We start from the raw sequence: 25,310 nt of genomic DNA on the forward strand, positions 1-25,310 counted from the left end.
GCACCGGCGCGCCCTGGCCTTCCACGCGCGCCGCGGCGTCCTTGGGCGGCGCGTCCTGCAGGCCGCGCGCGAGCGCCTTGCAGAGCGCGCCGAGCCACTGCACGTAGGGCGCGTTCGGGTCGCTCTGCGGCAAGCCCGAGACGGCCGCCACGTGGCCCGGCGCGTCGCCGCGCCACCAGGCGGCCTGGCGATAGGGCACCAGGGCCAGGGTTTCGTTGACGATCGTGAAGCCGAGCGTGGTCTCGCTGGCGGCCGCGCGGGCGCGGGCCGACAACTGCCAGAGCAGCGCGAGCTGCTGGCCGTCGATGCGCACCTGCTCCTGGGTCGCTTCTTCCGCCATGCGGGTTGCCGTCACCGTCATGACATCACCGCGCGAAGCTGGCCCAGCCGCTCATGCCCGGCAGCAGCTCGGGCGCGCCGGCGTTCAGCGCGGCGGTCACGTCGACGGTCTGCGTGACCGGGTCGACGCGCGCGCCGATCCGCGCCACCTTGGCCGGGTAGGTCTTGCCCACCTCGTCGACCTGCACGCTCAGCGCATGGCCGGGCTTGAGCCAGGCCAGCCATTTCGACGGCACGATCATCTTCAGTTCGAGATGGCCGGTGTCGACGATGGTCAGCAGCGGCTTGCCGGGCTCGGCGAACTGCTGCGGCGAGGCGCTGCGCTTGACCACGCGCCCGTCGAAGGGCGCCGCGATCGCGCACTTGTGCACGGTGGCCTGCATATAGGCCACGTCGGCCGCGCTGGCCTTCTGCTTGGCCTGCGCCTGCTGCACCTCCAGCTCGCCGATCGAATGCAGCGCGAGCAGCTTGCGGTTGGTGTCGAGCAGGTCGCGCGCGCCGTCGGCGTCGGCCTGGGCCTTGCGCAACTGCGCGCTGTACAGCGAACAATCGAGCGTGACGAGGGTCTGCCCGGTGCGGAAGCTGTCGCCCTCGCGGAACGGCAGCGAGGCGATCTTGGCCGAGATCTCGCTCGACACGTCGACCTGGTCGCGCGCCACCAGCTGGATGCGGATCCGCGAATCGGGGCTGTCGGCAGTCGGGGCCTGGGCCGCCGCCGGAGCGGGCGCGGCGGCGGGAGCGGGAGCCGGCGCCGGCGGCGCCGCCATCGCGAAACCTGTTGCGACGAGCAGCGCGATCGCGCCGGCTGCCCGGTAGTGCCTGGCCTGCGTCATTTCTGGGTGGCTCCCGCTGCGTCGAGCGCGGCTGCGGCGGCCAGCGTCGGGCCCGGCCGGGCGGGCGCGGCGGCAGTCAGGTCGCCGCCCTGGGCCAGCACGTCCCAGCGCTGCTGTTCCTCGCCGATCGACTTGCGCAGCGAGGCGAGGTCATGGCCGTTCAGCTTGTCGCCGACCGGGTCCAGGCCCAGCGTGGCGAGCATCTGCCCATAGGCGCTCTCGAGTTCGCCGTAGCTCTGGTAGAGGCGCAGCTCGGACATCATCGCGGCGGTGGCCACGCGGATCTCCTCGAGCTTGCCCTGCGCGTTGGCCGTGGTGGCGTTGTGGGTGTGTTCGAGGATCTGCTGGTCGACGTCGTTCATCTGCTTGAACAGGTCGAACTGGCGCGTCTTGGCGGCCAGCTCGCTGCGTGCCACGTGCACCTGGGTGAGCACCGCCATGCTGAGCGCCATGCGCTGCATCTTCGCCACGTCGAGCTGGGCCTGCGCGGTGCCGCGGATATTGCGTTCGTTGAGCAGGTTCAGCAGGTTCCAGCTCACGCTGATGCCGGCCGAGCGCCAGGCGTTGTAGACCAGGAAGCTGTTGCTGTCGTAATGTGCGCCGAGGCTGAACTCGATGCCGGGCAGCAGCTTGGCGATCGCCTTGTGGGTCTCGTTGACGCTGATGCGCTCGTTGTAGCTGGCCTCGACCAGCTCGGGCCGGCGTTGCAGCGCCATGTCTTCCATCTTGGGCATCGGCATCTCGAACACCGGCACCTTGAAGTCGTCGCCGGCGGCCAGCGTGAAGTCGCGGCCGGGTTCCAGGTTCATCAGCGAGGCCAGGCGCGGCTTGGCTTCCTCGAGCTGGTCGCGCACCGCCTCGAGCTGGCGCATCAGGTCGAGCAGCGCGTGCTGGTAGTTGAGCGTCTCGATCGGCGAGCGCAGGCCCTGCGCCTGCGTCTTGCGCGAATCGTCGAGCGCGGCGCCGGCCTGTTCGAGCAGCGGCCCGATCCTCTCGCGCAGGCGCTGCGCGCCCACCGCCTGCCAGTAGGCCTCGCGCACCTGCTGCATCATCAGCTGCACCACCTTGCGGCGGCGCTGCTCGAGCACCAGCACGTGGTCGGCCTGCTCCTTGGCCTCGAAGTAGCTGACGCCGAAGTCGAGGATGTTCCAGGACAGGTTGAGGTCGGCGGTGCGGCTGTTCTTGTCGGTCGAGTACGAGGGAATCAGGGATTCCTCGTGCGTGAACAGGCCTTCCGAGGCCGAGGCGAGCTCGTGGTTGCGGTTGGTGTAGCCGGCTTGCGCGGCCAGCTTGGGCAGCAGGTCGAAGTTCGACAGGTCGAGCTGCCGCTGCGCGAGCGCCTCTTCCATCATCTTCAGGCGATGGTCGAGGTTGTAGCGGATCGCGCGCGCCATCGCCTCGTCGAGCGTGATCGGGCCGCTCACCGGCTGCTGGTTCGTGAACATCGCCGCGCGGTCGGTGCGGGCCGTATCGGCGCGCTCCGCGTCGGTGAACGGGACCGGCTTCACGGCGCAGCCGGACAGCCAGACCACGGCGAGGGCGGCGGCGAGCAGGGCGGGACGCGGCGCGCGTCCTCGGAGCGTCTTGTTGTTCACGGCGAGTGGTCTCTTGGAGGAATGGGCAAAGGAAAAAACGAATGCGGATTTCATGAGCGGCGCTCCGGGGTGACGGCCGCGACGGCGGACTGCCGCTCGGCGAGGGCCGCGTCGTGGCGCGGCACGTGCAGCGTGGCCACCGCATTGGCGAATTGCGCGGTGAGCGAAGCCTTGGCGGGCGGCACGGCGGCGTGCGGCGCCGGCTTGGCTGCCGGTTTCGGCGCGGCATGCGCGTTGGCGGCGGGCTTGCCGTGCGCGTCGAAGCGCACCACCACCTCGCGGCGCACCACGTTGCCGGCGGCGTCGCGCGAGACCAGCGTGACGCGGATCTCGTGCACGCCGGCCGGCGGCGTGCCGCTCAGCGTGCCGTGCGCGGCGTCGTAATGGAGCCAGGTCGGCAGGGCCGCGCCGTCGGCCAGTGTGACGGTCACGCTGGCCTGCTCGTGCGCGGCTTCGGCATTGGCCGGCGCGCGCAGCAGCGGGGCCACGTTGAGCGCGAAGGCGCTGCCGGGCTGGTGCATGGCATGCACGTCGGCGGCAGGCAGCAGATGCGCGGTCGCCGGTGCAGCGGCCGCCTCTTGCGGCACGATCGATTCGAGCGAGGTGACGGAGGTGTCGCCCAATGCGTTTCCGTGCGCGTCGTGGGTGGCGAAGGTAAAGGTGTCGCGCGGCACGATGGTGCTGATCTGGCGCGGCGCGTCGAGCGCCGCCAGCACGATCAGGGGATTCGACACGCCGTCGTTGCGCTCCTGGGCATCCGGTGCGATCAGCATGGTCGAACGCGGGATCTCGACTTGCGGCGGCGGCGCGATCGGCGGCGTCGGCCGGTGATCCGGCTCCACGGTAGGCGGCAGGATCGGCACGCCGACCGGCTGCGGCACGCCCACGATCTGCAGCGTGCGCGTGAGCGGCGCGCTGCTGCGCGTGCCGTCGCCGACCGTGAACACCAGGGTGCGCGAGCCGTTGGCGTGCTCGGCCTGGGTGTCGGTGTAGGTCACCGCGTTGAGCGCCGCCTGCCATTGCGCGGTGGTGGCGGTGCCGCTGGCCGAGCTGAAGGTCAGGGTGCCGGTGGCGGCGTTGTAGCTGGCCGTGATATCGCCGCTGGCGGTGCTGGGCGTGAAGCCCAGCACGTCGTGCTTGGCGTCGAAGCTGCCGCCGAAGGCCACCGTCGCCGTGGTGGGCGGCGTGTTGTTGCGATCGCCCAGCGTGATGCCGTCGCCGACCGTGATCGTGGAGCCGCTCTTGCCGTCGGCCGTGTAGCTGAGCTGCGCATCGCCGCCGCCCAGTTGCGGCGTCTGGTGCGTGGCCGTGACCGACACGCTGCGCGTGAGGGCGGCGCTGGTCTCGGTGCCGTCGTTGACGGAGACGATCAGCGTGCGCGAGGCCGTATTGGGCAGCACCGCCGTGTCGGTATAGGTGACCGAGCGCAGCGCGGCCTGCCATTGCGCGAGCGTGGCGGTGGCGCCGGCCGAAGTCAGCGTCAGGGTGCCGTGCACGGCGTCGTAGCTGGCCGTGATGTTGCCCATCGTGGCGCCGTCGTTGACGAAGGCGAGCAGGTCCTCGTTGGCATGGAAGCCGGCGCCGATCTGCACCGTCGCCGAGGCGAAGGTGGTGTTGTCGCGGTCGGACAGCGTGATGCCGTTGTCGATCGCGATCGGCGTGGAGGCGACGTTGTCGCCCGAGACGAAGGCGGCCGGCCCGGTGTTGCTCGACGAGATGAGCGGCGTCTGGTCGACATCGGTGACGGTCACGCTGCGCGTGATGTCGGTGCTGGTCTTCACGCCGTCGTTGACGGAGAAGCTGATGCTGCGCGTGGCGGCGTCCGGCGTGATGGCCGTGTCGGTGTAGGTGACCGAGCGCAGCGCGGCCTGCCACTGCGCCAGCGAGGCGATCGCGCCGGCCGAGCTCAGCGTCAGCGTGCCGGTGGCGGCATCGTAGCTGCCGGTGATGTTGCCCATGGTGGCGCCGTCGTTGACGAAGCCGAGCACGTCCTCGCCGGCATGGAAGCCGGCGCCGATCTTCACGGTGGCGGAGGCGAAGGTGGAGTTGTCGAGGTCGCTCAGCACGATGCCGTTGTCGACCACCACCGGTGTCGACGCGACGTTGTCGCCTGCCGTGAAGGAGACCGAGCCCGTGTTGCTCGACGAGATGATCGGCCTCTGGTCGGTATCGGTGACGGTGACCTCGCGCGTGATGGCGGTGCTGGCCTTCACGCCGTCGCTGACGGCGAAGCTGATGACGCGCGTTGTCGAATCGGGCGTGATGGCCGTGTCGGTGTAGGTGACCGAGCGCAGCGCCGCCTGCCATTGCGCCAGCGAGGCGGTGGCGCCGGCCGAGCTCAGCGTCAGGGTGCCGTGCACGGCATCGTAGCTGGCCGTGATGTTGCCCATCGTGAGGCCGTCGTTGACGAAGCCGAGCAGGTCCTCGCCGGCGTGGAAGCCGGTGCCGATCTGCACCGTGGCCGAGGCGAAGGTGGAATTGTCGCGATCAGACAGCGTGATGCCGTTGTCGACCACGATCGGCGTGGACGCCGTGTTGTCGCCGGCCACGAAGGCGGCCGGGTCGCTGTTGCTCGAGGAGATGAGCGGCGTCTGGTCGGTATCGGCGACCGTGATGTTGCGCGTGATGGCCCCGCTGGTCTTCACGCCGTCATTGACCGAGACGATCAGGGTGCGCGTGGCGGTGGCGGGCGTGACGGCCGTGTCGGTATAGGTGACCGAGCGCAGCGCGGCCTGCCATTGCGCGAGCGTGGCGGTGGCGCCGGCCGAGCTCAGCGTGAGGGTGCCGTGCACGGCGTCGTAGCTGGCCGTGATGTTGCCCATGGTGGCGCCGTCGTTGACGAAGCCGAGCAGGTCCTCGCCGGCATGGAAGCCCGTGCCGATCTGCACCGTGGCCGAGGCGAGGGTGGGGTTGTCGCGATCGGTCAGCGTGATGCCGTTGTCGACCACCACCGGCGTGGAGGCGACATTGTCGCCTGCCTTGAAGGGCACCGAACCGGTGCTGCTCGACGAGATGAGCGGTGTCTGGTCGACGTCGGCGACGGTGACGTCGCGCGAGTAGGTCGCGCTGGTCTGGGTGCCGTCGTTGAGCGAGAAGCCGATGCTGCGGGTGGCCGTGTCGGGCGTGATGGCCGTGTCGGTATAGGTGACCGAGCGCAGCGCGGCCTGCCATTGCGCCAGCGTGGCGATGGCGCCGGCCGAAGTCAGCGTGAGGGTGCCGTGCACGGCGTCGTAGCTGGCCGTGATGTTGCCCATGGTGGCGCCGTCGTTGACGAACGACAGCACGTCCTCGCCGGGCTGGAAGCCGGTGCCGATCTGCACCTTGGCCGAGGCCAGCGTGCTGTTGTCGAGGTCGCCCAGGACGATGCCGTTGTCGACCACGATCGGCGTGGAAACGGTGTTGTCGGCGGCTTGGAAGGCAGCCGGGCCGCTGCTGTTGGAGCCGACGGTCGGCGTCTGGTCGACGTCGGCAACCGTGACGGTGCGCGCGAGCGAGAGGCTCGACTTGGTGCCGTCGTTGATCGAGAAGCTGATCGTGCGGGTGGCCGTGTCGGGCGTGATGGCCGTGTCGGTATAAGTGACCGCGCGCAGCGCCGCCTGCCATTGCGCCAGCGTGGCGCTGTTGCCCGAGGAGCTCAGCGTCAGGGTGCCGGCGGCAGCGTCGTAGCTGGCCGTGATGTTGCCCATGGTGGCGCCGTCGTTGACGAAGCCGAGCACGTCCTCGCCGGCATGGAAACCCGCGCCGATCTGGAAGATGGCCGAAGCCAGCGTGCCGTTGTCGAGATCCGAGACGACGATGCCGGTGTCGATCGCGACCGGCGTCGACGCGACGTTGTCGCCGGCGGTGAACGCCACCGAACCCGTGCTGCCGGTGGTCAGGATCGGCGTCTGGTCGGTATCGGCGACGGTGACGTCGCGCGAGTAGGTCGTGCTGGTCTGGGTGCCGTCGCTGACCGAGAAGCCGATGCTGCGGGTGGCCGTGTCGGGCGTGACGGCCGTGTCGACATAGGTGACCGAGCGCAGCGCGGCCTGCCATTGCGCCAGCGTGGCGCTGGCACCGGCCGAGCTCAGCGTCAGGGTGCCGTGCGCGGGGTCGTAGCTGGCCGTGATGTTGCCCATCGTGGCGCCGTCGTTGACGAATGCCAGCAGGTCCTCGCCGGCATGGAAGCCGGCACCGATTTGCACGATGGCCGAGGCGAAGGTGCCGTTGTCGAGATCGGACAGCGTGATGCCGTCATCGATCGTGACCGGCGTGGATGGGGCATTGTCGGCGGCCTTGAAGGGGACCGAGCCGGAATTGTTGGAGCCGACGACGGGCGTCTGGTCGACATCGGCGACGGTGACGTCGCGCGAGTAGGTCGCGCTGGTCTGGGTGCCGTCGTTGAGCGAGAAGCCGATGCTGCGGGTGGCCGTGTTGGGCGTGATGGCCGTGTCGGTATAGGTGACCGAGCGCAGCGCGGCCTGCCATTGCGCCAGCGTGGCGCTGGCACCGGCCGAGGTCAGCGTCAGGGTGCCATGCACGGCGTCGTAGCTGGCCGTGATGTTGCCCATGGTGGCGCCGTCGTTGACGAACGACAGCACGTCCTCGCCGAGCTGGAAGCCGGTGCCGATCTGCACCTTGGCCGAGGCCAGCGTGCTGTTGTCGAGGTCGCCCAGGACGATGCCGTTGTCGATCGCGATCGGCGTGGAAATGCTGTTGTCGCCGGCCTGGAAGGCAGCCGGGCCGCTGCTGGTGGAGCCGATGACCGGCGTCTGGTCGACGTCGGCGACGCTGACGTTGCGCGTGATCGGGGTGCTCGTCTTGGTGCCGTCGTTGACCGAGAAGCTGATCGTGCGGGTGGCCGTGTCGGGCGTGATGGCCGTGTCGGTATAGGTGACCGCGCGCAGCGCGGCCTGCCATTGCGCCAGCGTGGCGATGCCATTGGCCGAGCTCAGCGTCAGGGTGCCGTGCACGGCATCGTAGCTGGCCGTGATGTTGCCCATCGTGGCGCCGTCGTTGATGAACAACAGTACGTCCTCGCCGGCATGGAAACCCGTGCCGATCTGGACGGTGGCCGAAGCCAGCGTGCCGTTGTCGAGATCCGAGACGATGATGCCGGTATCGATCGCGACCGGCGTCGACGCGACGTTGTCGCCCGCGATGAACGCCGCCGAGCCGGTGCTGCCGGTGGTCAGGATCGGCGTCTGGTCGACGCTCGCCACCGCGATGGTGCGCTCCAGCGTGTTGCTGGTCTGCGCGCCGGCGCTCAGCGTGATGTCGACCGTTCGCGTGGCCGTGTTCGGCGTGACGGCCGTGTCGGTATAGGTGACCGAGCGCAGCGCGGACTGCCATTGCGCGAGGGTGGCCGTGCCGCTCGACGAGGTCAGCACCAGCACGCCGGTCAGCGTGTTGTAGACGCCGCTGATGTCGCCCATCGTCGAGCCATCGTTGGTGAAGCCGAGCACGTCCTCGCCGCTGTGCAGGTTGCCGGTGATCGAGATCACGGCGGTGTCCACCACGTTGCCGAGCGGGTCGCCGACGGTCATGCCGGCATCGATCGTGATCGGCGTGGCAGGCACGTTGTCGCCGGCCTGGAAGTGCGCGCTGCCGGTACTGCTGGTGGCCAGCGATGGCGCGGAGCTGATCACGTCGATCGAGTAGGTCGCCGGCGTGCTGGTCCTGGTGCCGTCGCCGATGGTGATCGAGACCGCGCGCGTGCCGAGCGGCGCATTGGAGCCGGTCTGGAACTGCAGATTGTCGAGCACGCTCTGCCACTGCGCGAGGGTGCCGCCCGTGGAGGTGATCGTCAGCGTGCCCGTGGACGGATCGTAGGAGGGGGAGATGCCGTTGACCGGAATCTGGCCCAGCCCGCTGAAGGACAGGACGTCGCCGATCTCGAAGCCGGACGTGATTTGCACCGTGATCGTCAGCGAGACCAGCGCGGACGGGTTGCCGACGTTCAGGTCGGTCAGCGCGAGGCCGCTGTCGATCGTGGTGGCCGAATTGCCGGGCAGGAAGTCCTGGCTGGTCGAGGTACCGCTGGTCAGGACCGGCGTCTGGTGGGTCGCGACGATGCCGAGCGACTTGGTCTCGGTGGCGCTGGCCTTGGTGCCGTCGCTGACCGCGAACGAGATGGTGCGGGTCGTGCCGGTCGGCACCGCCGCCAGGTCGGTATAGGTCACCGAGCGCAGCGCCGCGATCCACTGCGCGGTGGTCGAGGCGCCGGCCGAGCTCAGCGTGAGCTTGCCGTTGCTGGCGTCGAAGCTCGCGGTGATGTCGCCGAACGAGCCGCCGAGCGCAAGCACGTCCTCGCCCGCAACGTAGTTGCCGGTGATCTGCACGGTGGCCGAGACCATCGTGGGGCTGTCGCTGTCGGTCAGGATCAGGCCGGTGTCGATGGCCACCGGGATCGAGGGGGCGTTGTCGGCCGAGGTGAAGGTGGTGCTGCCGCCGCTGGTGTCGAGCAGCGGCGTCTGGTCGGTCAGCGCCACGTCCACCGTGCGGCTCCACGAGCCGCTCGTCTTGGTGCCGTCGCTGATCACGAAGCTGATGACGCGCGGCGTGGTGGTCGGCACCGACGAGAAGTTCTGGAACTGGACCGAACGCAGCGCGGCCTGCCACTGCGCGACCGTGGCGCTGTTGCCGACCGAGCTCAGCGTCAGCACGCCGTTCGAGTACGAGCCGTTGATGTTGCCCATCGTCGTGGGATTGCCGACGAACAGCAGCACGTCGCTGGCGTCGACGTTGCCGATCGTGATGGTGGCCGAGGCGAGCGTGCCGTTGTCGAGGTCGGACACCACGATGCCGCCGTCCACCGTGACCGGCGTGGAGCTCGTGTTGTCGCCCTGGGTCAGCGTGACGTTGCCGCTGCTACCGCTGATCTGCGGCGTCTGGTCGGTATCGGCCACGTTCACCGTGGCCGACACGGTGCCGCTGCTCTTGGTGCCGTCGCTGATGCTGAAGGTGACGGTGCGCGACAGGTTCGACGGCGTGACGGCGGTGGAGGTATAGGTGACGGCGCGCAGCGCGGCCTGCCATTGCGCGAGCGTGGCCGTGGTGCTGGACGAACTCAGCGTGAGCACGCCGTTCGAATAGGTCGCCTGGATGTCGCCGTAGAGCACCGAATTATTGTTGTTGAACGCCAGGACGTCGGTGGGCTGGACGTTGCTCGAGATCGTGACGGTGGCCGTGTGCAGCGGGCCGCCGTCGGCGTCGGCCACCGTGATGGTGTTGTCGATCACCACCGGCGTGGAGACGGTGTTGTCGCCTGCCGTGAAATTGACGGTGGTGCCGCCGCCGCCGATGATCGGCGTCTGGTCGACATCCGTGACGCTCACCGAGCGGTTCGCCACCGGGCTGACCAGGGTGCCGTCGTTGATCCGGAAGCTGACCGTGCGCGTCGCGTTCGACGGCACGACCAGGTCGCTGGTGAAGGTCACGGCGCGCAGCGCCGCCTGCCATTGCGCCAGGCTGGCCGTGCCGCTGGCCGAGGTCAGCGTGAGCAGGCCGGTGCTGGTGTTGTAGACGGCGCTGATGTCGCCCATCGTCGCCGGGTTGTTGACGAACAGCAACTGGTCGTGATTGACCTGGAAGTTGCCGGTGATCTGCACCGTGGCGCTCGCCAGCGTGCTGCTGACGCCGTCGGAGACGACGATGCCGGCGTCCACCGCCACCGGCGTCGAGGCCGTGTTGTCGCCAGTCACGAACATGGCCGAGCCGCTGTCGGTGGTGACCGTCGGGCCGACCGTCACCACCACGCTGTGATGCAGCGTGCCGCTGGTCTTGGTGCCGTCGCTCACGGAGAACGTGATGTCGCGCGTGCCGCCGGTGGTGCCGCTCGATGACGCGAAGCTGACCGCATCGAGCGCGGCCTGCCACTGCGCGACCGTGGCGGTGCCGCTGCCCGAGAACAGCGACAGCGCATGCGAGCTCGGGTTGTAGCTGGCCTGGATGTCGCCGTACAGCGTGGCGTTGTTGTTGACGAAACCCAGCGAATCGCCGCTCACGAAGCCGCTGGAAATGGTAACGGTGGCGGCGGCCAGCGAGGCATTGTCCGCATCGCTGACGTGAATGTTCGCGTCCACCGCGGCGGCGGCAGTGCCGGCGAGATAGCTGGTGCTGGCCGCGCCGCCTTCGCTCAGCACCGGGCTCTGGTCGACCGCCGTGATCGTCACGTTGCGCGTGGCGATGTTGCTGACGAAGGTACCGTCGTTGAACGAGAACGAGACGGTGCGCGTGGTGGTCGAGAGATTGGGCGAGGTCAGCGAGCTCGAGAACGTCACCGATTCGAGCGCGGCCTGCCATTGCGCGATGGTCGCCGTGCCGGCGCCGGTGCTCAGCGTCAGGGTGCCGGTGGTGGTGTCGTAGGTGCTCGTGATGCCGTTCTGCGCCGTGAAGTTGAGCAGGTCGCCGGTCTGGAAGTTGGTGATCTGGACGGTGGCCGTCTTGGCCGTGCTGGAGCCGCCGTCGCTGAGGGTCAGGCCGGGGTCGACGCTCACCGCCGTGCCGCCCGTGCCCGCGCCGTTGTCGGCCGAACTCCAGGTGGCGTTGCCGCTGCTGGTGGTGACCGCCGGGCCGGTGTCCTGGTAGGTCAGGTTGTCCAGCGAAGGCTCGAAGGCGCCGGGGTCGTTCTGGTCGATCAGCGAGAACGAGACGATATTGTTGAAGGCGCTGCCCAGCTGGCTCGACACGGTGGCACCGGGGAAGCCGCCCACCGCGGCCGTGGCGAGCTGGATCAGCCCGCTGCTGGTGCCGTTGGCATAGTGCGCCTGGATGTAGAGATCGCCGTTGAAGGAGCTGAGGTCGAAGCTCTGCAGGTTGAAGGTATGGCCGTTTGCCAGCGAGATGGTGACGTTGCTCATCGCCGAACCCCCGTCCGCATTGATCTCGAGCACGCCGTCGGTCGACGAGTCGGTGATGTCGGTGGGGCCGTTCGGCGAATTCGAATCGTTGTAGGCGAAGGTGTTGGCGGCCTGGTCGAGCGTGTAGACGATGCCGTCGAGCATGAACTGGGACGAGCCGAGCGCCTGGAAGTTGTTGTTGGCGGCGGTGTCGTAGGTTTCCACTGTCACGCCGAGCAGCTCGTTGAACTGCGCCTGGGCAGTGGCCGATTCGTTCAGCGCCGTGTGCACCTGGCCGACCTGGTATTCGAGCGTCCAGTTGCCGCCGAGCGCGGCGGCGCCGGTCGCGTCGATCGAGGCCGCCACGTTCAGGTGCGTGACGCCGGCGATCTGCTGCACCAGCGCCTGGCCGTCGGCCTGCTGGGCGACGTCGCAGCCGTAGATCAGGAAGTCGCCGCCCGGCTTCATGGCCGCGCCGATCTGCGCGAGTTCCGCGCTGTAGGCCGAGAAATCGGAGGCGGTCAGCCAGGTCGAGCCGGCCTGGATCGCGCCGTCCGTGCCGTGCGAGATCAGGCTGATCGATTCGACCCCTTGGTGCGATCGCAGATAACTTGCGATCTGCGCGAAGCCGTCGCTGCCGGCATCGAGCACCACGTACTGCGTGCCGGCGGGCAGGCCGGCGATCAGCGTCTGGTAGTTCGCCACGCTCGGGTCGATGAAGACCACGTCGGTCTGGCCGACGGCCGGCATCGCGATGCCGACGTCGTTTGCCGTGGCGTGCTGCGTATCGGTGTTCCCTTGGGCGGCCGATCGCGATTGGGCTTGCGCCGAGGTGTCGGTGCCTTCGGCGGTTGCGCGCGAGGCGCTGCGCACCGGCTTGTCGACCGGCGCCGAGGACGCTTGCGGCGGGGTGGCGTTGCCGGCCGTCGCGGTATCGGTTTGCGCTTCGGTGCGATGCGTTTCCGCATGCGCGTGTTCATGGGCGTGCGGCTGCGCGGCGACGGCAGCCACCGACGCGTCGTAGACGACGCGCGGTTCGAGTGCGAGCAACAGCGGCGAGGCCGCGACGCGCGAGCCGGGCCGTTCGGCATCCCGCTGCTTCTGGCTCTGGCGTGCGAACCACTGTTTGACGATCTTCATGACGATACTCTCCGTGCTGCTACCGGCCCGACGCCGTGCTCGCGTGCCCGGGCGGCCGATCCGCGCCGGGCGATGTTTGAAGCTGCGACGCGCTTAGCCCCGCGTCGGGTAAACCCCTTGCAGCGCGATGATGAACGTCAGGCCGATGTAGGGATTGCGAATGTCGAACGGCAGGCTGCCGCCGGCCACCGTATTCGTGATGCTGGGGGGCGCGGTGGTCACGCTGGCGTTGAACGGCAGCAGGTTCGTGTTCGGCGTGGCGGTGCTGTACACCGTGGCCGTGTGGCCGCTCGATGCGCCCGGGCCGAGCACCGTGTTGCTGCCCGGCACCGACTGCGGATTCGCGGTGGTGGTGGTGGCCGGGATCGAGATCGACACCGTGCTGGTGCCGCCGCCGCCCGTCACGACTGCCGTGTGCGTATGCATCGGCATTTCGGAGCTGGTCAGCGTGATCTGCTCGGCGCCGCCGGTCTCGCCGAGCACGATCGGCGCGAGGCCCGCCCCGGTGCCGACGCCGACCGGCGAGCGGCCCTGCAGGTTCGGCAGGCCGAAGGTGGTCACGCCGGTGCCGCCGTAATTGGTGCCGAGCAAGGCGAACAGCGCGTTGTTCTGCGAGATCGGCAGCAACTGGCCTCCGCACAGCGCCCAGCCATAGGGCGCGAAGTCGAAGGCGACCATGCGGATTTCACCAAGGTACTGATCGGACATGTTGACTCCTGAGGGAGATCGGGTGGGGAAACGGGTGCGCTGCGGCTACCGATGGCGGCTCGCCGGCGTCAGGCATCGGACGTCGCCAGGCCGGTGGCGGCCTGGTCGTCGGATTTCTTGCGGTGGATGACGGCGCAGACCATGCCCGCGCCGCTCGGCAGCGGCCGAGTCGGCGAGACGAACAGCAGCCAGTGGCGGCCGTCCGCGACGCGAAAGCGGTAGGTGTCCTGCGGCAACCGAACGTTGGCCGGCAGTTCGAAGTGGGCCAGGTAGCAGTCGTAGCTGCTGTCCATCGGCAGGCCGGCCGGCGCGTCCGTCAGGCGCGTCTGGGTCAGCGGCAGCGCGGCTTCGTCGGCCGTCTCGATGGTCAATACCTGTCCGAGCAATTGCACGAGCTCGTCGTGAGTGGGTAGAACTGACACGTCGTTTCCTAGGCGTTTGGTCCATACGCCCGCCGGCCGCCCCACCCCCCCGGGTTGTGCGAACCAGCGATCCCTGTTGGCCGTCCTGTATTCCGGGCTGCGGTAAAAGCTTCCACGCTCCGCGCCCGGCTTCCTTAAATTTTCCGCTTCACGATTTCAAACGATCGTATGCGGGATATATTGAATAGGTAGTTATACGGAATGCGCGTTTTCCCTGCTGCTTCCGTTTTCGCTGTTAACGGCAGGCTCCGGATTTCCTGAAGTCGAAAATCGCGCACTTAATATATTGAGTGGCAAAGGCCGCATCGCGGCCGCCGAAGCGGGCAAATCGCCGGCGCCGCATTCGCGGCGCATCGTGTCATAAATGCCGCTGTTGCCGATTTTCGAAAAACCCAGCCGCCTATATAAAACCTGCACCGGATTGTCGACTTCCACCTGCAGGCTGACGGGCAGGCCCTGGCGGTCGGCCTCGGCCACCACCGCCTGCATCAGGCGGGTGCCGATACCGCGGCCGCGCCAGGCCGGCAGCAGGGCGATGTCGATCACCCGCGCCTCCTCGCCGAGCTGTTCGGGGCGCCAGGCGTGGTAAAGCCGCCCGATCGGTTCGCCGTCCAGGCGCACCACGTCGAACCGGCCCTGCCCGTAATGCTGGCGGTAGTAGCGGTCCTGCATCCGCGATTGCTCGTGCAGGAAGGCCTCGACGCGCTCGCTCGGCCAGCCGGTCCGCATGAATTCCTCGCGACGCGTGGTCACGAACACGGCGTGCAGGAAAGCCTGGTCCTCGGCGGTCGATGCCTGCACGGTCAATTCCGCATTCGCGTGAATTGCCGCGGTACAGCTTGTCGAGACATGCGCCGATTCGAGTGCCATGGAGCGGGAAGTGTCGAAAAATCAGACTACAAAATTAACAATCGAGATCCTAACCAAATGTCAGATCAGCAGCAACAGAATTTCCATTCCGCTTATTCAGTAATTGCCCGAATACGTTTGCGCGGCGAGTATCTAAATTTTTTTGATCGATTGCGCGGGGAATTACACACTGCGGGATTGTTAAAATGTGTGGCGAATTTGAAATGAAATTGAAAGGCGAGGATATTTGCAATACCGGATCTTCATGGCAACCGCTATCGCCGGGATCAAAAAAAACGCCCCGGAAAATCCGGGGCGTCGCGGCCGGGCTGGAGCGCCGGCCGGTGCAGGCGGGGGCGGGCCTCAGTGGCTCGGCACCGGGTCGTCGTTGAGCGTCTGCAGGAAGGCGATGATGTCCTTGATGTCGTCCTGCGTCATGGCCGGCTGGTCGCCGAACTTGCGGTCGAACGGCGCGTCGGTCACGTCGACGTTGGCCAGGTACCTGGCCGGGATGTCGTCGTATTTGTGGACCTTGCCGTCGGCGCCGCGCGGGTAGAACTTGCCCGGGTTGGTATTGCGCTCGTTGTAGAAATCCATCACGTGCTGCAGGTCGTGATAGATGCCGTTGTGGAAGAACACGTGGCGCGTGGCCGAGTTGCGCAGCGTCGGCGTGAGGAACATCGAGCAGTATTGCGACTGGTCCTTCAGGTCGCTGCGGAACGGGCCGCACACGCCGATATCGTAGAAGGCCGGGTCCTTGTTCTGGGCCAGCGCGGTGTTGCGCGGCACCGCCAGCGCCTCGTACTGGTAGTCGGTGAACATCGGCGGCAGGCCGTCCTGGCTCGGCTTGGAGAGGTGGCAGCCGGCGCAGTTGGCCTTGTCCGGGTCGTTGAACAGGCGCAGCCCGTGCAGCTCGGCATGCGTGAGATGGGCCTTGCCCTCCAGCCAGCGGTCGTACTTGCTGTTGTAGGGGTGGAAGGATTGATCCTCGATCTGGTAGCGCGCGATCGCGAACATCACTTCCGATATCGCCAGTTGCGGATCGTTGAACAGGTTGGCGCCGAACAACTGCTTGAGCGGGCCCGCGTAGCGGCTGTTCTCGACGCGCTTGGCGACGTCGACGCCATTGGTATTGGCCATTTCCACCGGATTGAGCAGCGGGCCGAAGGCCTGCTGCTGCAGCGTGTCGGCGCGGCCGTCCCAGAACAGGCCGCCTTGCGGCACCATCTGCGGCGCGGCCGAGACGCCGGCGGTCTTCTGGGCCTTCACCACGCCGGCGTTCTGGCTGGCGAGCTGCTGCACGGTGGGCGCCGCGTCGTTCTCGCCGGCATCGGGGCCGATGCTGAAGTTCGGCTGGCGGTACAGGTACATCAGCGAGGGCGGCGGGCGATAGCCCTCGAGCTTCATGTCCTGGCCGCCGAGCTGCACGTCCAGGTCGTTCGGCGGGCCATAGGCATGCGAGGCGCTATGGCAGGAGGCGCACGAGAGCTTGCCGGACGCCGAGAGCATCGGATCGTTGAACAGCGACTTGCCGAGCAGGGCGACCGCCGACAGCGGCTGCACCGCGGGGCGTTGCAGCACCACCGGGTGCGGATTCGCGCCGGTCAGGTTCTCGACGATCTCGCCGACGGCCTCGGGCACGTCGGCCGGGAACGCGACCGCGTAGCCGGCATAGCCGATCGCGGCGGCGAGCGCCGCGCCGAGCACGGTGTACGCGAAACCGCGCAGCGCGCGACGGCGCGGTGCCGGGGAGGAGGGAGGGACGGCGGGCGTGGCGGAAAGCTCGTTCATGCTGGTGTGGTCGATTCTTCCAGGGCGGCCGCGAGGGCCGCCGCACAGGCAAAAGGCCGGCGCTTGCGCGCCGGCCGCTTGTTTCGGTTCGTCGATCAGATCGCGATCAGTTCGACGGAGCCGTGGCGACTTGCGTGCCGAGCGTCGGATCGAGGAACAGGGCCGTGGTGTTGGCCGAGCCCGTCGTGTTCAGCATGTCGGTGATGCTGCCGGTCGTGGCGTCGAAGGAGCCGCCGCCCAGGCGTGCGCCGCCCAGCCAGTTGTCCTCGATGAAGCGGACCACCGAAGCCTGCGTGATCTGCGTGTGGCTGACGAAGTTCGTCTTGGCCCACGGCGAGATCACCACGAACGGGATGCGCGTGCCCGGACCGCAGCGGCCGTTGACCGGCTTGCCCGTCACGCCGTTCGGCTGCGAACCCGAGGTGCCGCACAGGCCGTTGCCGTTGACCTGGTCGACCGCGTCGAACGAGCCGTGCGTCGGTGCCGTGTAGGCGTGGTCGTACCAGCCGTCCGAATCGTCATAGGTGACGATCACGGCGGTGTTCTTCCAGTCAGGCTGCTGCATCAGGAAGTTGACCACCTTGGTCACGAACTGCTGCTCGTCGAGCGGATCCGAGTAGCCGGCGTGCGCGTCCTGCGCGGCCGGTGCCTTCAGGAAGCTGACCGACGGATAGTTGCCGGCCTTGACTGCCGCGAAGAAGTCGTCCGTGTCGTACTGGTGGTTCGCCGGCTCGGCCGTCTTGCCGTCGGCTTCGACGCTCGAACCGATCGCCGCGATCGAGCTCGGGCGCGTGTGTTGCGGGTTCGAGGTCGAGGCGAAGTACTGGAACCAGTTGTGGTGCGGGATGTAGTCGGCCGTCGCGGCGTTCACGGCGGTGGCGATCGTGCTGCGCGCGCAGCCCGTGGTGCCGTTGCCGTTGGTGGTCGACAGGTTGAAGCCGCCCATGAAGCCGCCCCAGCTGACCTTCTGCGCGTTCAGCAGGTCGCCGATGTTCTTGCCCTGCATCATGGCCTGGTCGGTCGTGCTCGAGCAGACGTCGTAGCCCGGGTCGACGTCGTTGATCATCGTGTAGCCGCTCTGGCCGTCATTGATGAAGTACGAGCTGGCGGCCAGCGTCGAGACTTGCTTCGAGGTCTTGACGATCTGCATGCCGTTGGTATTGCCCGACACCACTTCGAGCGCGCCCGGCGTCGACGGACCATAGGTGTCCGAGTACGCGTTGTCGTTCATCGAGAAGTGCTGCGCGTAGTTCCAGAGCGCCGTGACGGTGTTGCCGTCGTAGAAGCCCATCACCTGGCCCTTCGTGCCGAACGAGCCGGCACCGCCCGCGGTCGCCGTACCCGTGAAGAGCGGGAACAGGTCGGCCGCACCGTTGTCGTAGGCCTGCTGTTCCGGCGTGTAGGAGTGGTTCTGGTCGGCCGAGGCGGCTTGCGTGCGGTCGAGGCGGAACGGGTTCGCGGCATTCGCGCCGTTCTGGGTGTTCGTGAAGTTGCCGTTGGCCGTCAGCAGCGTGCCCGTCAGGCCGTTGATGCTCGGCGTGCCCGCGGCCGGCGTGAAGGCCGGTTCACCTGCCGGGTTGGTCGCGTTCGGGTAGGAACCGAAGTAATGGTCGAACGACACGTTCTCGCCGTAGATCACCACCAGGTGCTTGATCGGCGTTGCGGTCTGCAGGGCGTCCTGCGACGACACCGTGCTGGCCGGCGGCGTGGTCGTCGTCGAGGGCGGCGTGGAACTGTCGGAGCCGCCACAGGCGTACAGCGCCAGCGCGGACGCGGCACAGGCAGTGGCGATCAGGGTTCGACGAAGCATTGTGTGAGACTCCATTGGAAAGGCCGTCTGTGTGTTGCGGACACCCCCGTGCGGACGGCGCGGACCATTGTTGGTAGCGGGCGGGGTCTTCGCAGGGGATGGTCCCGCTGCGAAGTGCGTGCATTGAATCAGGTCGGTATGAAGCTGGCGGGAAGAGTTACTTTCGCGATCGTTACGCGCGTGTGACTCGATCATTACGACAGATTCGGAGGGGAAAGAGAGGTGAAGGCGGGGGCGGGTGACATCGTTTGCGAGGCCGTGCGCGGCCGGCCCGAGCGGAATTTTGTCGATGACGCAGGCATGATGAACGGATGACGATCGCGGGAAGAAACGCTTTCGTTGTTATTCTTTTTCCATGAACGAAGCATTTCATTTCGTGGCGGCGGCGCGGGTGGATCGCATGGATCGATGCCTCGGCCGCATCGGCCCGAACCGGGCGGGGCCAGATCCGGCGCGGCTCCGATGTGACGGCGCGATGTCGGCCTCGTGAAAAAAACGGTGGGCGGCGGCCCGGCGTTGGTGGCAACCGGCTTCATGCCGGCGGCGCGCAGGGCGATGCCGCGCGCCGACAATCAATCGAAAGAATGAAAAAAGTTTGGTGAAAGCAATCCGGCGCGATCTCAGGACTCGAGCGGCAGCGCACTGGTGCACTTGATTTCGTCGAGGCAGACGCTCGATTGCACACCGCTCACGCCGGGAATCCGCATCAGCGTATCGAGCAGGAAGTTCGACAGCCCCTTGAGGTCGCGCGCCACCACCTTCAGCACGTAGTCGATATCGCCCGTCACCGAGAAGCACTCCTGGATCTGCGTATGCTCGGCCACCAGCTTCTGGAAGGTCGCCAGGTCGCGGATATGGCCGCGCTCCATCTTCACCTGGACGAAGGCGGTCACGCCGAAGCCGAGCATCGCCGCGTCGAGCCGCGATTCGTAGCGGCGCACCGCGCCGATCTCCTCGAGGCGGCGATGGCGGCGCAGGGTCTGGGCCGCCGACAGCCCGACCGCCCTGGCCAGCTCGAGGTTCGAGATCCGCCCCTGCTGCTGGAGCACGCGCAGCAATTCCCGGTCGAGACGGTCGAGGCGCCCGCCGGCCTCGGATGAGGGTTCATGCATGTTGGTTTCCTGATTGCCGCGATTCGCGAAATCCTATCTCGCCAAAAAGGGTAAATACGGGTTTCCGGCACAACCCCATTTCATCGCGCTGCGGCTACACTGCGTGCACGATTTTCGTGCGTGATGTCGTGGCCGGGCGAACCGGCGGCGGCCGCCGCGAGGATGGACGACCGCAAACCGTTACAATTGCGGATTTTCGGCGCGCAGCCAGCGCGCCCCGGGTGGTCCGGGGCGTTCGCCAGCCGGCGCCTGCATGGGGGACGACACGTGCCGCCTGGCCAGGGCGGATCGTACGGAGACGATATGGTTGAACACACACAGAACGAGAACGGTGGTCTGAAGCGAGGGCTCAAGAACCGCCACATCCAGTTGATCGCGCTGGGCGGCGCGATCGGCACGGGCCTGTTCCTGGGCATCGCGCAGACCATCCAGGCGGCCGGGCCGTCGGTGCTGCTCGGTTACGCGATCGCCGGCATCGTGGCCTTCTTCATCATGCGGCAGCTCGGCGAGATGGTGGTGGACGAGCCCGTGGCCGGCTCCTTCAGCTACTTCGCCGACAAATACTGCGGGCACTTCACCGGCTTCCTGTCGGGCTGGAACTACTGGGTGCTCTATATCCTGGTCAGCATGGCCGAGCTGTCGGCGGTCGGCCTCTACGTCCAGTACTGGTGGCCGGGCGTGCCGACCTGGGTCTCGGCGCTGGTGTTCTACGTGGTGATCAACCTGCTCAACTTCGTCAGCGTGAAGTCCTACGGCGAGACCGAGTTCTGGTTCGCCATCATCAAGGTGGCGGCGGTGGTCGGCATGATCGTGTTCGGCGGCTGGCTGCTGCTGTCGGGGCAGGCCGGGCCGCAGGCGAGCGTGGCCAACCTGTGGCGCGAGGGCGGTTTCTTCCCGAACGGCGTGAGCGGCCTGACGATGTCGATGGCGGTGATCATGTTCTCGTTCGGCGGGCTCGAGCTGGTGGGCATCACCGCCGCCGAGGCCGACGATCCCTCGCGCAGCATCCCGCGCGCGACCAACCAGGTGATCTACCGGATCCTGATTTTCTACATCGGCGCGCTCGGCGTGCTGCTCTCGCTCTATCCGTGGCAGAAGGTGGTCACCGGCGGCAGCCCCTTCGTGCTGATCTTCCACGCGCTCGGCAGCGACCTGGTGGCGACCGTGCTCAACGTGGTGGTGCTGACGGCCGCGCTGTCGGTCTACAACAGCGGAGTCTACTGCAACAGCCGCATGCTGTTCGGCCTGGCCAAGCAGGGCAACGCGCCCCGCGCGCTGCTCAAGGTCAACCGCCGCGGCATCCCGGTGGCCGCGCTGGCCGTGTCGGCGGTCGCCACCGGCATCTGCGTGCTGCTCAACTACCTGATGCAGGGCAAGGCCTTCGGTTTCCTGATGGGGCTGGTGGTGTCGGCGCTGATCATCAACTGGGGGATGATCAGCTACATCCACCTGCGCTTTCGCGCCGCCAAGCGCGCGGCGGGCCAGCCCACGCAGTTCCGCAGCCTCGGATATCCGCTCACCAACTACCTGAGCCTGGTCTTCCTGGCCGCGATCCTGGTGGTGATGTACCTGACGCCCGACCTGCGCCTGTCTGTCTATCTGATTCCGGTGTGGCTGATCGTGCTCGGAATCGGGTATCGTTTGCGGTCACGCCCCGCCAACGGTGCCACGCCCGGCGGCGTATCGGCACATTGAGGCGCGTCAGGGCGCGCCAGTTTCCTCCCGATTGACCAGGACTTGCCATGTTCGAACACATCGATGCCTTCCCGGGCGACCCGATTCTCTCGCTGAACGAGAATTTCCAGAAAGATCCGCGCGAGCGGAAAGTCAACCTGAGCATCGGCATCTATTTCGATGAACAGGGTCGCATTCCGGTGATGGGCGCGGTGCGCGAGGCCGAGAACCGCCTTGCCGCCGCGATCGGCCCGAAGCCCTACCTGCCGATGGCCGGCATCGAGGCCTACCGCGAAGGCGTGCAGACGCTGGTGTTCGGCAAGGACTGCGCGGTGCGCGACGCGGGCCGCATTGCCACGGTGCAGACGGTGGGCGGTTCGGGCGCGCTGAAGGTGGGCGCCGATTTCATCAAGCGCTACTTCCCGGATACGCCGATCTGGGTGAGCGACCCGAGCTGGGAGAACCATCGTTTCGTGTTCGAGCGCTCGGGGCTGAAGGTCGAGACCTACCCGTATTACGACGACGCCACCGGCGGGCTGCGTTTCGACGCCATGCTGGCCGCGCTCGATGCGCTGCCGCCGCGCAGTGCCGTGCTGCTGCACGCCTGCTGCCACAACCCGACCGGCGTGGACCTGGACGACGCGCAGTGGCTCAAGGTGATCGACGTGCTGCAGGCGCGCGAGCTGCTGCCCTTCGTCGACATGGCCTACCAGGGTTTCGGCGCCGGCCTCGACGCCGATGCCTTCGCGGTGCGCGAGATCGCCCGTCGCGGTATCCCGGCGCTGATCGCCACCTCGTTCTCGAAGAACTTCTCGATCTACGGCGAGCGTTGCGGCAGCCTGTCGGTGATCTGCGAGGACGCCGCCACCGCTGGCCGCGTGCTGGGCCAGTTGGCCAGCAACGTGCGCGCGATCTACAGCAACCCGCCCACCCAGGGCGCGAAGCTGGTCACCGCCGTGCTCGGCTCGGCCGAGCTGCGCGCGCAATGGGAAGAGGAACTGGCCGTGATGTGCCGCCGCATCGCCAAGATGCGCGCCGCGATCCACGACGGGCTGAAGGCGCACGTGAAGGGCGAGGCGCTGTCGCGCTACATCAAGCAGCGCGGCATGTTCACCTACAGCGGCCTGACCGAAACCCAGGTCGACGTGCTGCGCGAGAAGTACGGCGTCTACATCCTGCGTTCGGGCCGCATGTGCGTGGCGGGCCTGAACGAGTCGAACGTCGGCATCGTCGCCGACGCGATCGGCGAGGTGATTGCCAGCGGCGTCTGAGTCTCGCGCGCCCGGTATCGCGGGCGCGCCTGGCAGCCTGGCGGGGCCGTGGTTCGTCGTTGCCTTCGGGCGGCGGCGCGCCACGGCCCCGTTTTTCGTTTCAAGGCGGGTCGGCAGGCGGATCCGCGTCGATCGGCGTATCGTCGATCCGGATTCGCTCGACGCAAGGGAGGCAAGGATGAGTATTCGCGTGGTTCGGCTCGGTTCGCCGCGCGCGCCCGACGAGGGCGTGCGGATCGGCACGGTGCGGCGGCCGCCGCGTGGCGTGCCCAGGAGCGAATTCGCGACGCGAGATTATTACGACGTCTGGCTGCCGGTGCTCGCGCCGAGCGAGCCCTTGGTCAAGGCCGCGCACGCGGCGCAGACCGATGCGCAGTGGCACGCCTTCCAGCGTGCCTTTCGCGCCGAGATGGCCAAGGGCGAGGCGGGCAAGGTGCTGGACCTGCTGGCCGCGCTGTCGCATGGCAGCGATTTCTCGGTCGGTTGTTATTGCGAGGACGAGGCGCATTGCCATCGCGGCGTGCTGCGCAGCCTGCTGGAGTCGCGCGGCGCGGCGGTGCTGCCCTGAGGCGCTCGGCCGTGACGATGGCGATATCGCGCCGGGTTCGCGGCACGAGGATTGCGACCCCGATCGCGGGGCGCGTGATATGACGATGCGGCCCTTGCTATCGGCTTGATCGCGCGCAAGCACGGCGCCGTTTCGCCGACTATCTTGAATAGTCGGGTGCACCCGCACCGCCCGAACAGGAGGACGTCATGCATATCTCGTTTCCGCAGGATCCCCCGCAATTCACCCCGGCCGACCCGGCCATCGCGTTTCCGGTGCTGGTCGACGCCACGCGCCTGCGTTGCGAGATCAGCGCCGAGGCGCTCGAAAGCCATTACGGCGCGGCCTCGTGCGGCGAGGGCGATCTGCGCCACGCCTTCGCCGCGCATCGCGACGAGATCGAGGAAGCCGCGCGGCGCATGATCGAATCGGCGGGCGGCAAGCCGATCAAGCTCACCAGCGGTTTTTTCCGTTTCTGCGGCTGAGGTTTTTCGACCGAGGCTGCGAACACGGCGGCTGCCAGTCGCCAGTCGCCGGCCTTCGGGCCGGCTCCCTCCCATTCGATGCCGGACCATCGTCCGGCATTGTCTTTTCCGCCCGGCGCTCAATCGTCCGGATCGTCGACCAGGCGATGCCGCAACGCATAACGCACCAGGGCCGCCTCGTGCGGCATCTGCATCTTCTCCAGGATCCGCGTCTTGTAGGTGCTGACCGTCTTCGCGCTCACGCATAGCGCGTTGGCGATCTCGGTCAGCGTCTGGCCGGTGGCGATGCGCCGGAACACGTCGAATTCGCGATCCGAGAGCCGCTGGTGCGGCAGCGTATCGGCCGGCTCGTTGAGGCTCTGCGCGAAGCGCTCGGCCATCGACAGGCTCACGTACACGCCGCCCGAGGCCACCTTGCCGACCGCGCCCACCAGCTCGGCACTCGCGCTCTCCTTGGTCAGGTAGCCCGAGGCGCCGGCGCGGAACGCGCGCAGCGCGTATTGCTGCTCGGCGTGCATGGTCAGCACCAGGATCCGCAGGGTCGGTTTCTCGTCCTTGATCTGCTTGATCAGCTCGACGCCGTTGCGGCCCGGCATCGACAGGTCCAGCACCAGCACGTTGGCCGGCGTCGAGCGGATCAGCGCGATGGTCGAGGCGCTGTCGTGTGCCTCGCCCGCCACCTCGAAGCCGGTGGCGTCCTTGAGGATATGGCGCAAGCCGTCGCGGACGAGGGCGTGATCGTCGGCAATCAGCACATTGATCATGGCGAGTTCGGGTCCTGTTGAATCGAGGGAAGGGGGATCGTGATGGTGATCGCGTAGCCGCGGTCGCGCGCGGTCTCGATGCGCACCGCGCCGCCCAGCATGTGCGCGCGCTCGCGGATCCCGAGCAGGCCGAAGGACTTGTCGTCGGGCGTGCGATGGCCGTCGGCCTGGGGCGCGCCGACGCCGTCGTCGACGATGCGCAGCACGCACTGGCGCTCGTCCACGCTCAGGGTCAGCTCGACGCGCGAGGCGTCGGCGTGGCGCGCGACATTGGTCAGCGCCTCCTGCACGATGCGGAACAGCGCGGTGGCGCTGGCGTTCGAGAACTGCACCTCGCCGGGCTCGATGCGGCGCTCCACCTCGATCCCGTAGCGGTTGGTGAAATCGTTGACCAGCCATTCGATGGCCGGCACCAGGCCGAGGTCGTCGAGCATCACCGGGCGCAGGTCGGCCGCGATGCGCCGCACCGAGGCGACCGTCGCGTCGATCAGGCGGCGCATCTCGCGCAGCGGCTCGGTCACGCCCTCGTGCACCTCGTCGGCCTTGTTGCGCAGCAGCCGGTGCTCGACCGCCGACAGGTCCATCTTCAGCGCGGTGAGCTGCTGGCCGAGGTCGTCGTGCAGTTCGCGCGCGATGCGGGTCTTTTCCTCCTCGCGCACGCGCTGCAGGTTCGCCGACAGCTCACGCAGCTCCTCGCGCGAGGCCTTCAGCGCGTTCTCGGCCTGCAGGCGCTCGGTCACGTCGCGCATCATCACCGTGTAGAGCTTGCCGGCGCCGTCGTGGATCTGCGAGATCGAGGCCTCGATCGGGAATTCGTCGCCGTTGGCGCGCAGCCCGTAGAGCAGGCGCTGGCTGCCCAGGTGCCGCTCGGACTGGCCGGTCACGCCGAAACGGTTGATGTGCTCGCTGTGCGCGTGGCGAAAGCGCGGCGGGATGAAGCGCGTGAGCGGCGCGCCGATGGCGTCCATCGCCGACACGCCGAACACCTTTTCCGCCATCGGATTGAAGATCACCACGCGCTGCTCCTCGTCGACCGTGATGATCGCCTCCATCGAGGAGCGGATGATGCCCATCATGCGCGCCTCGTTGAGGCGGCTGCCGCTCGGCGCCGCGCGCACCGCGGCCCGCGCGCGGGCCCAGCCGGCCACCGC

The 25,310-nt window shown here is 67.7% G+C and carries 15 protein-coding genes and 1 pseudogene; 4 read left to right on the forward strand and 12 right to left on the reverse strand.

Going from position 1 to position 25,310, the window contains the following annotated elements; genetic code table 11:
• The 10 genes and pseudogenes from F3J18_RS24755 to F3J18_RS24800 all read right to left on the reverse strand — a co-directional run.
• A pseudogene (locus F3J18_RS24755) lies at positions 1-361 on the reverse strand (secretion protein HylD); the annotation flags it as partial.
• A gap of 4 nt (positions 362-365) precedes the next feature.
• Positions 366-1,172 (reverse strand): efflux RND transporter periplasmic adaptor subunit, encoded by an 807-nt coding sequence (locus F3J18_RS24760; protein WP_166914737.1) that lies wholly within the window; start codon positions 1,170-1,172, stop codon positions 366-368.
• Positions 1,169-2,821, reverse strand: coding sequence for a TolC family protein (locus F3J18_RS24765; protein WP_205195561.1), 1,653 nt, complete (start codon positions 2,819-2,821; stop codon positions 1,169-1,171). The genes F3J18_RS24760 and F3J18_RS24765 overlap by 4 nt, the downstream gene beginning before the upstream one ends.
• A complete protein-coding gene (locus tag F3J18_RS24770) occupies positions 2,818-12,726 on the reverse strand; it encodes a DUF4347 domain-containing protein (protein ID WP_166914739.1) in 9,909 nt (3,302 codons plus the stop codon). Before F3J18_RS24770 ends, F3J18_RS24765 begins: the two co-directional genes overlap by 4 nt.
• Before the next feature lie 93 nt (positions 12,727-12,819).
• Positions 12,820-13,434: a tail fiber protein gene (locus tag F3J18_RS24775; protein WP_025100528.1), complete on the reverse strand. Its 615-nt coding sequence runs from the start codon at positions 13,432-13,434 to the stop codon at positions 12,820-12,822.
• Between the two features lie 68 nt (positions 13,435-13,502).
• On the reverse strand, positions 13,503-13,856 hold the full coding sequence (locus F3J18_RS24780; protein ID WP_025100529.1) for a hypothetical protein: 354 nt from the start codon (positions 13,854-13,856) through the stop codon (positions 13,503-13,505).
• Positions 13,857-14,048: 192 nt separating this feature from the next.
• Positions 14,049-14,726, reverse strand: coding sequence for a GNAT family N-acetyltransferase (locus F3J18_RS24785; protein WP_166914741.1), 678 nt, complete (start codon positions 14,724-14,726; stop codon positions 14,049-14,051).
• Between the two features lie 342 nt (positions 14,727-15,068).
• Positions 15,069-16,496, reverse strand: a complete 1,428-nt coding sequence (locus tag F3J18_RS24790; protein ID WP_166914743.1) for a cytochrome c peroxidase — start codon at positions 16,494-16,496, stop codon at positions 15,069-15,071.
• A gap of 106 nt (positions 16,497-16,602) precedes the next feature.
• On the reverse strand, positions 16,603-18,306 hold the full coding sequence (locus F3J18_RS24795; protein ID WP_166914745.1) for an alkaline phosphatase family protein: 1,704 nt from the start codon (positions 18,304-18,306) through the stop codon (positions 16,603-16,605).
• Positions 18,307-18,926: 620 nt separating this feature from the next.
• Positions 18,927-19,418: an Lrp/AsnC family transcriptional regulator gene (locus F3J18_RS24800; RefSeq protein ID WP_013690171.1), complete on the reverse strand. Its 492-nt coding sequence runs from the start codon at positions 19,416-19,418 to the stop codon at positions 18,927-18,929.
• A 303-nt stretch (positions 19,419-19,721) separates the two neighbouring features.
• On the opposite strand from F3J18_RS24800, the gene F3J18_RS24805 reads away from it, so the two are divergent.
• From F3J18_RS24805 to F3J18_RS24820, 4 genes are all read left to right on the forward strand, one after another.
• On the forward strand, positions 19,722-21,113 hold the full coding sequence (locus F3J18_RS24805) for an amino acid permease (protein ID WP_025100533.1): 1,392 nt from the start codon (positions 19,722-19,724) through the stop codon (positions 21,111-21,113).
• A 47-nt stretch (positions 21,114-21,160) separates the two neighbouring features.
• Positions 21,161-22,363 carry an amino acid aminotransferase gene (locus F3J18_RS24810; protein WP_025100534.1) on the forward strand — a complete coding sequence of 401 codons (1,203 nt, stop codon included), beginning with the start codon at positions 21,161-21,163 and terminating at the stop codon, positions 22,361-22,363.
• A gap of 178 nt (positions 22,364-22,541) precedes the next feature.
• Positions 22,542-22,931: a DUF488 family protein gene (locus F3J18_RS24815; RefSeq protein ID WP_166914746.1), complete on the forward strand. Its 390-nt coding sequence runs from the start codon at positions 22,542-22,544 to the stop codon at positions 22,929-22,931.
• Positions 22,932-23,119: 188 nt separating this feature from the next.
• On the forward strand, positions 23,120-23,395 hold the full coding sequence (locus F3J18_RS24820; RefSeq protein ID WP_025100537.1) for a DUF1488 domain-containing protein: 276 nt from the start codon (positions 23,120-23,122) through the stop codon (positions 23,393-23,395).
• A 119-nt stretch (positions 23,396-23,514) separates the two neighbouring features.
• Here the strand turns inward: F3J18_RS24820 and F3J18_RS24825 are convergent, their stop codons facing one another.
• A complete protein-coding gene (locus F3J18_RS24825; protein WP_013690177.1) occupies positions 23,515-24,159 on the reverse strand; it encodes a response regulator transcription factor in 645 nt (214 codons plus the stop codon).
• A partial coding sequence (locus F3J18_RS24830) for a PAS domain-containing sensor histidine kinase (RefSeq protein WP_240156436.1) occupies positions 24,156-25,310 on the reverse strand: 1,155 nt, incomplete at its 5' end. The genes F3J18_RS24825 and F3J18_RS24830, both read right to left, overlap by 4 nt.

It is taken from the genome of Burkholderia sp. Ax-1720, from assembly GCF_011753035.1.
In the GTDB taxonomy this organism is placed as follows: Bacteria; Pseudomonadota; Gammaproteobacteria; order Burkholderiales; family Burkholderiaceae; genus Burkholderia; species Burkholderia gladioli.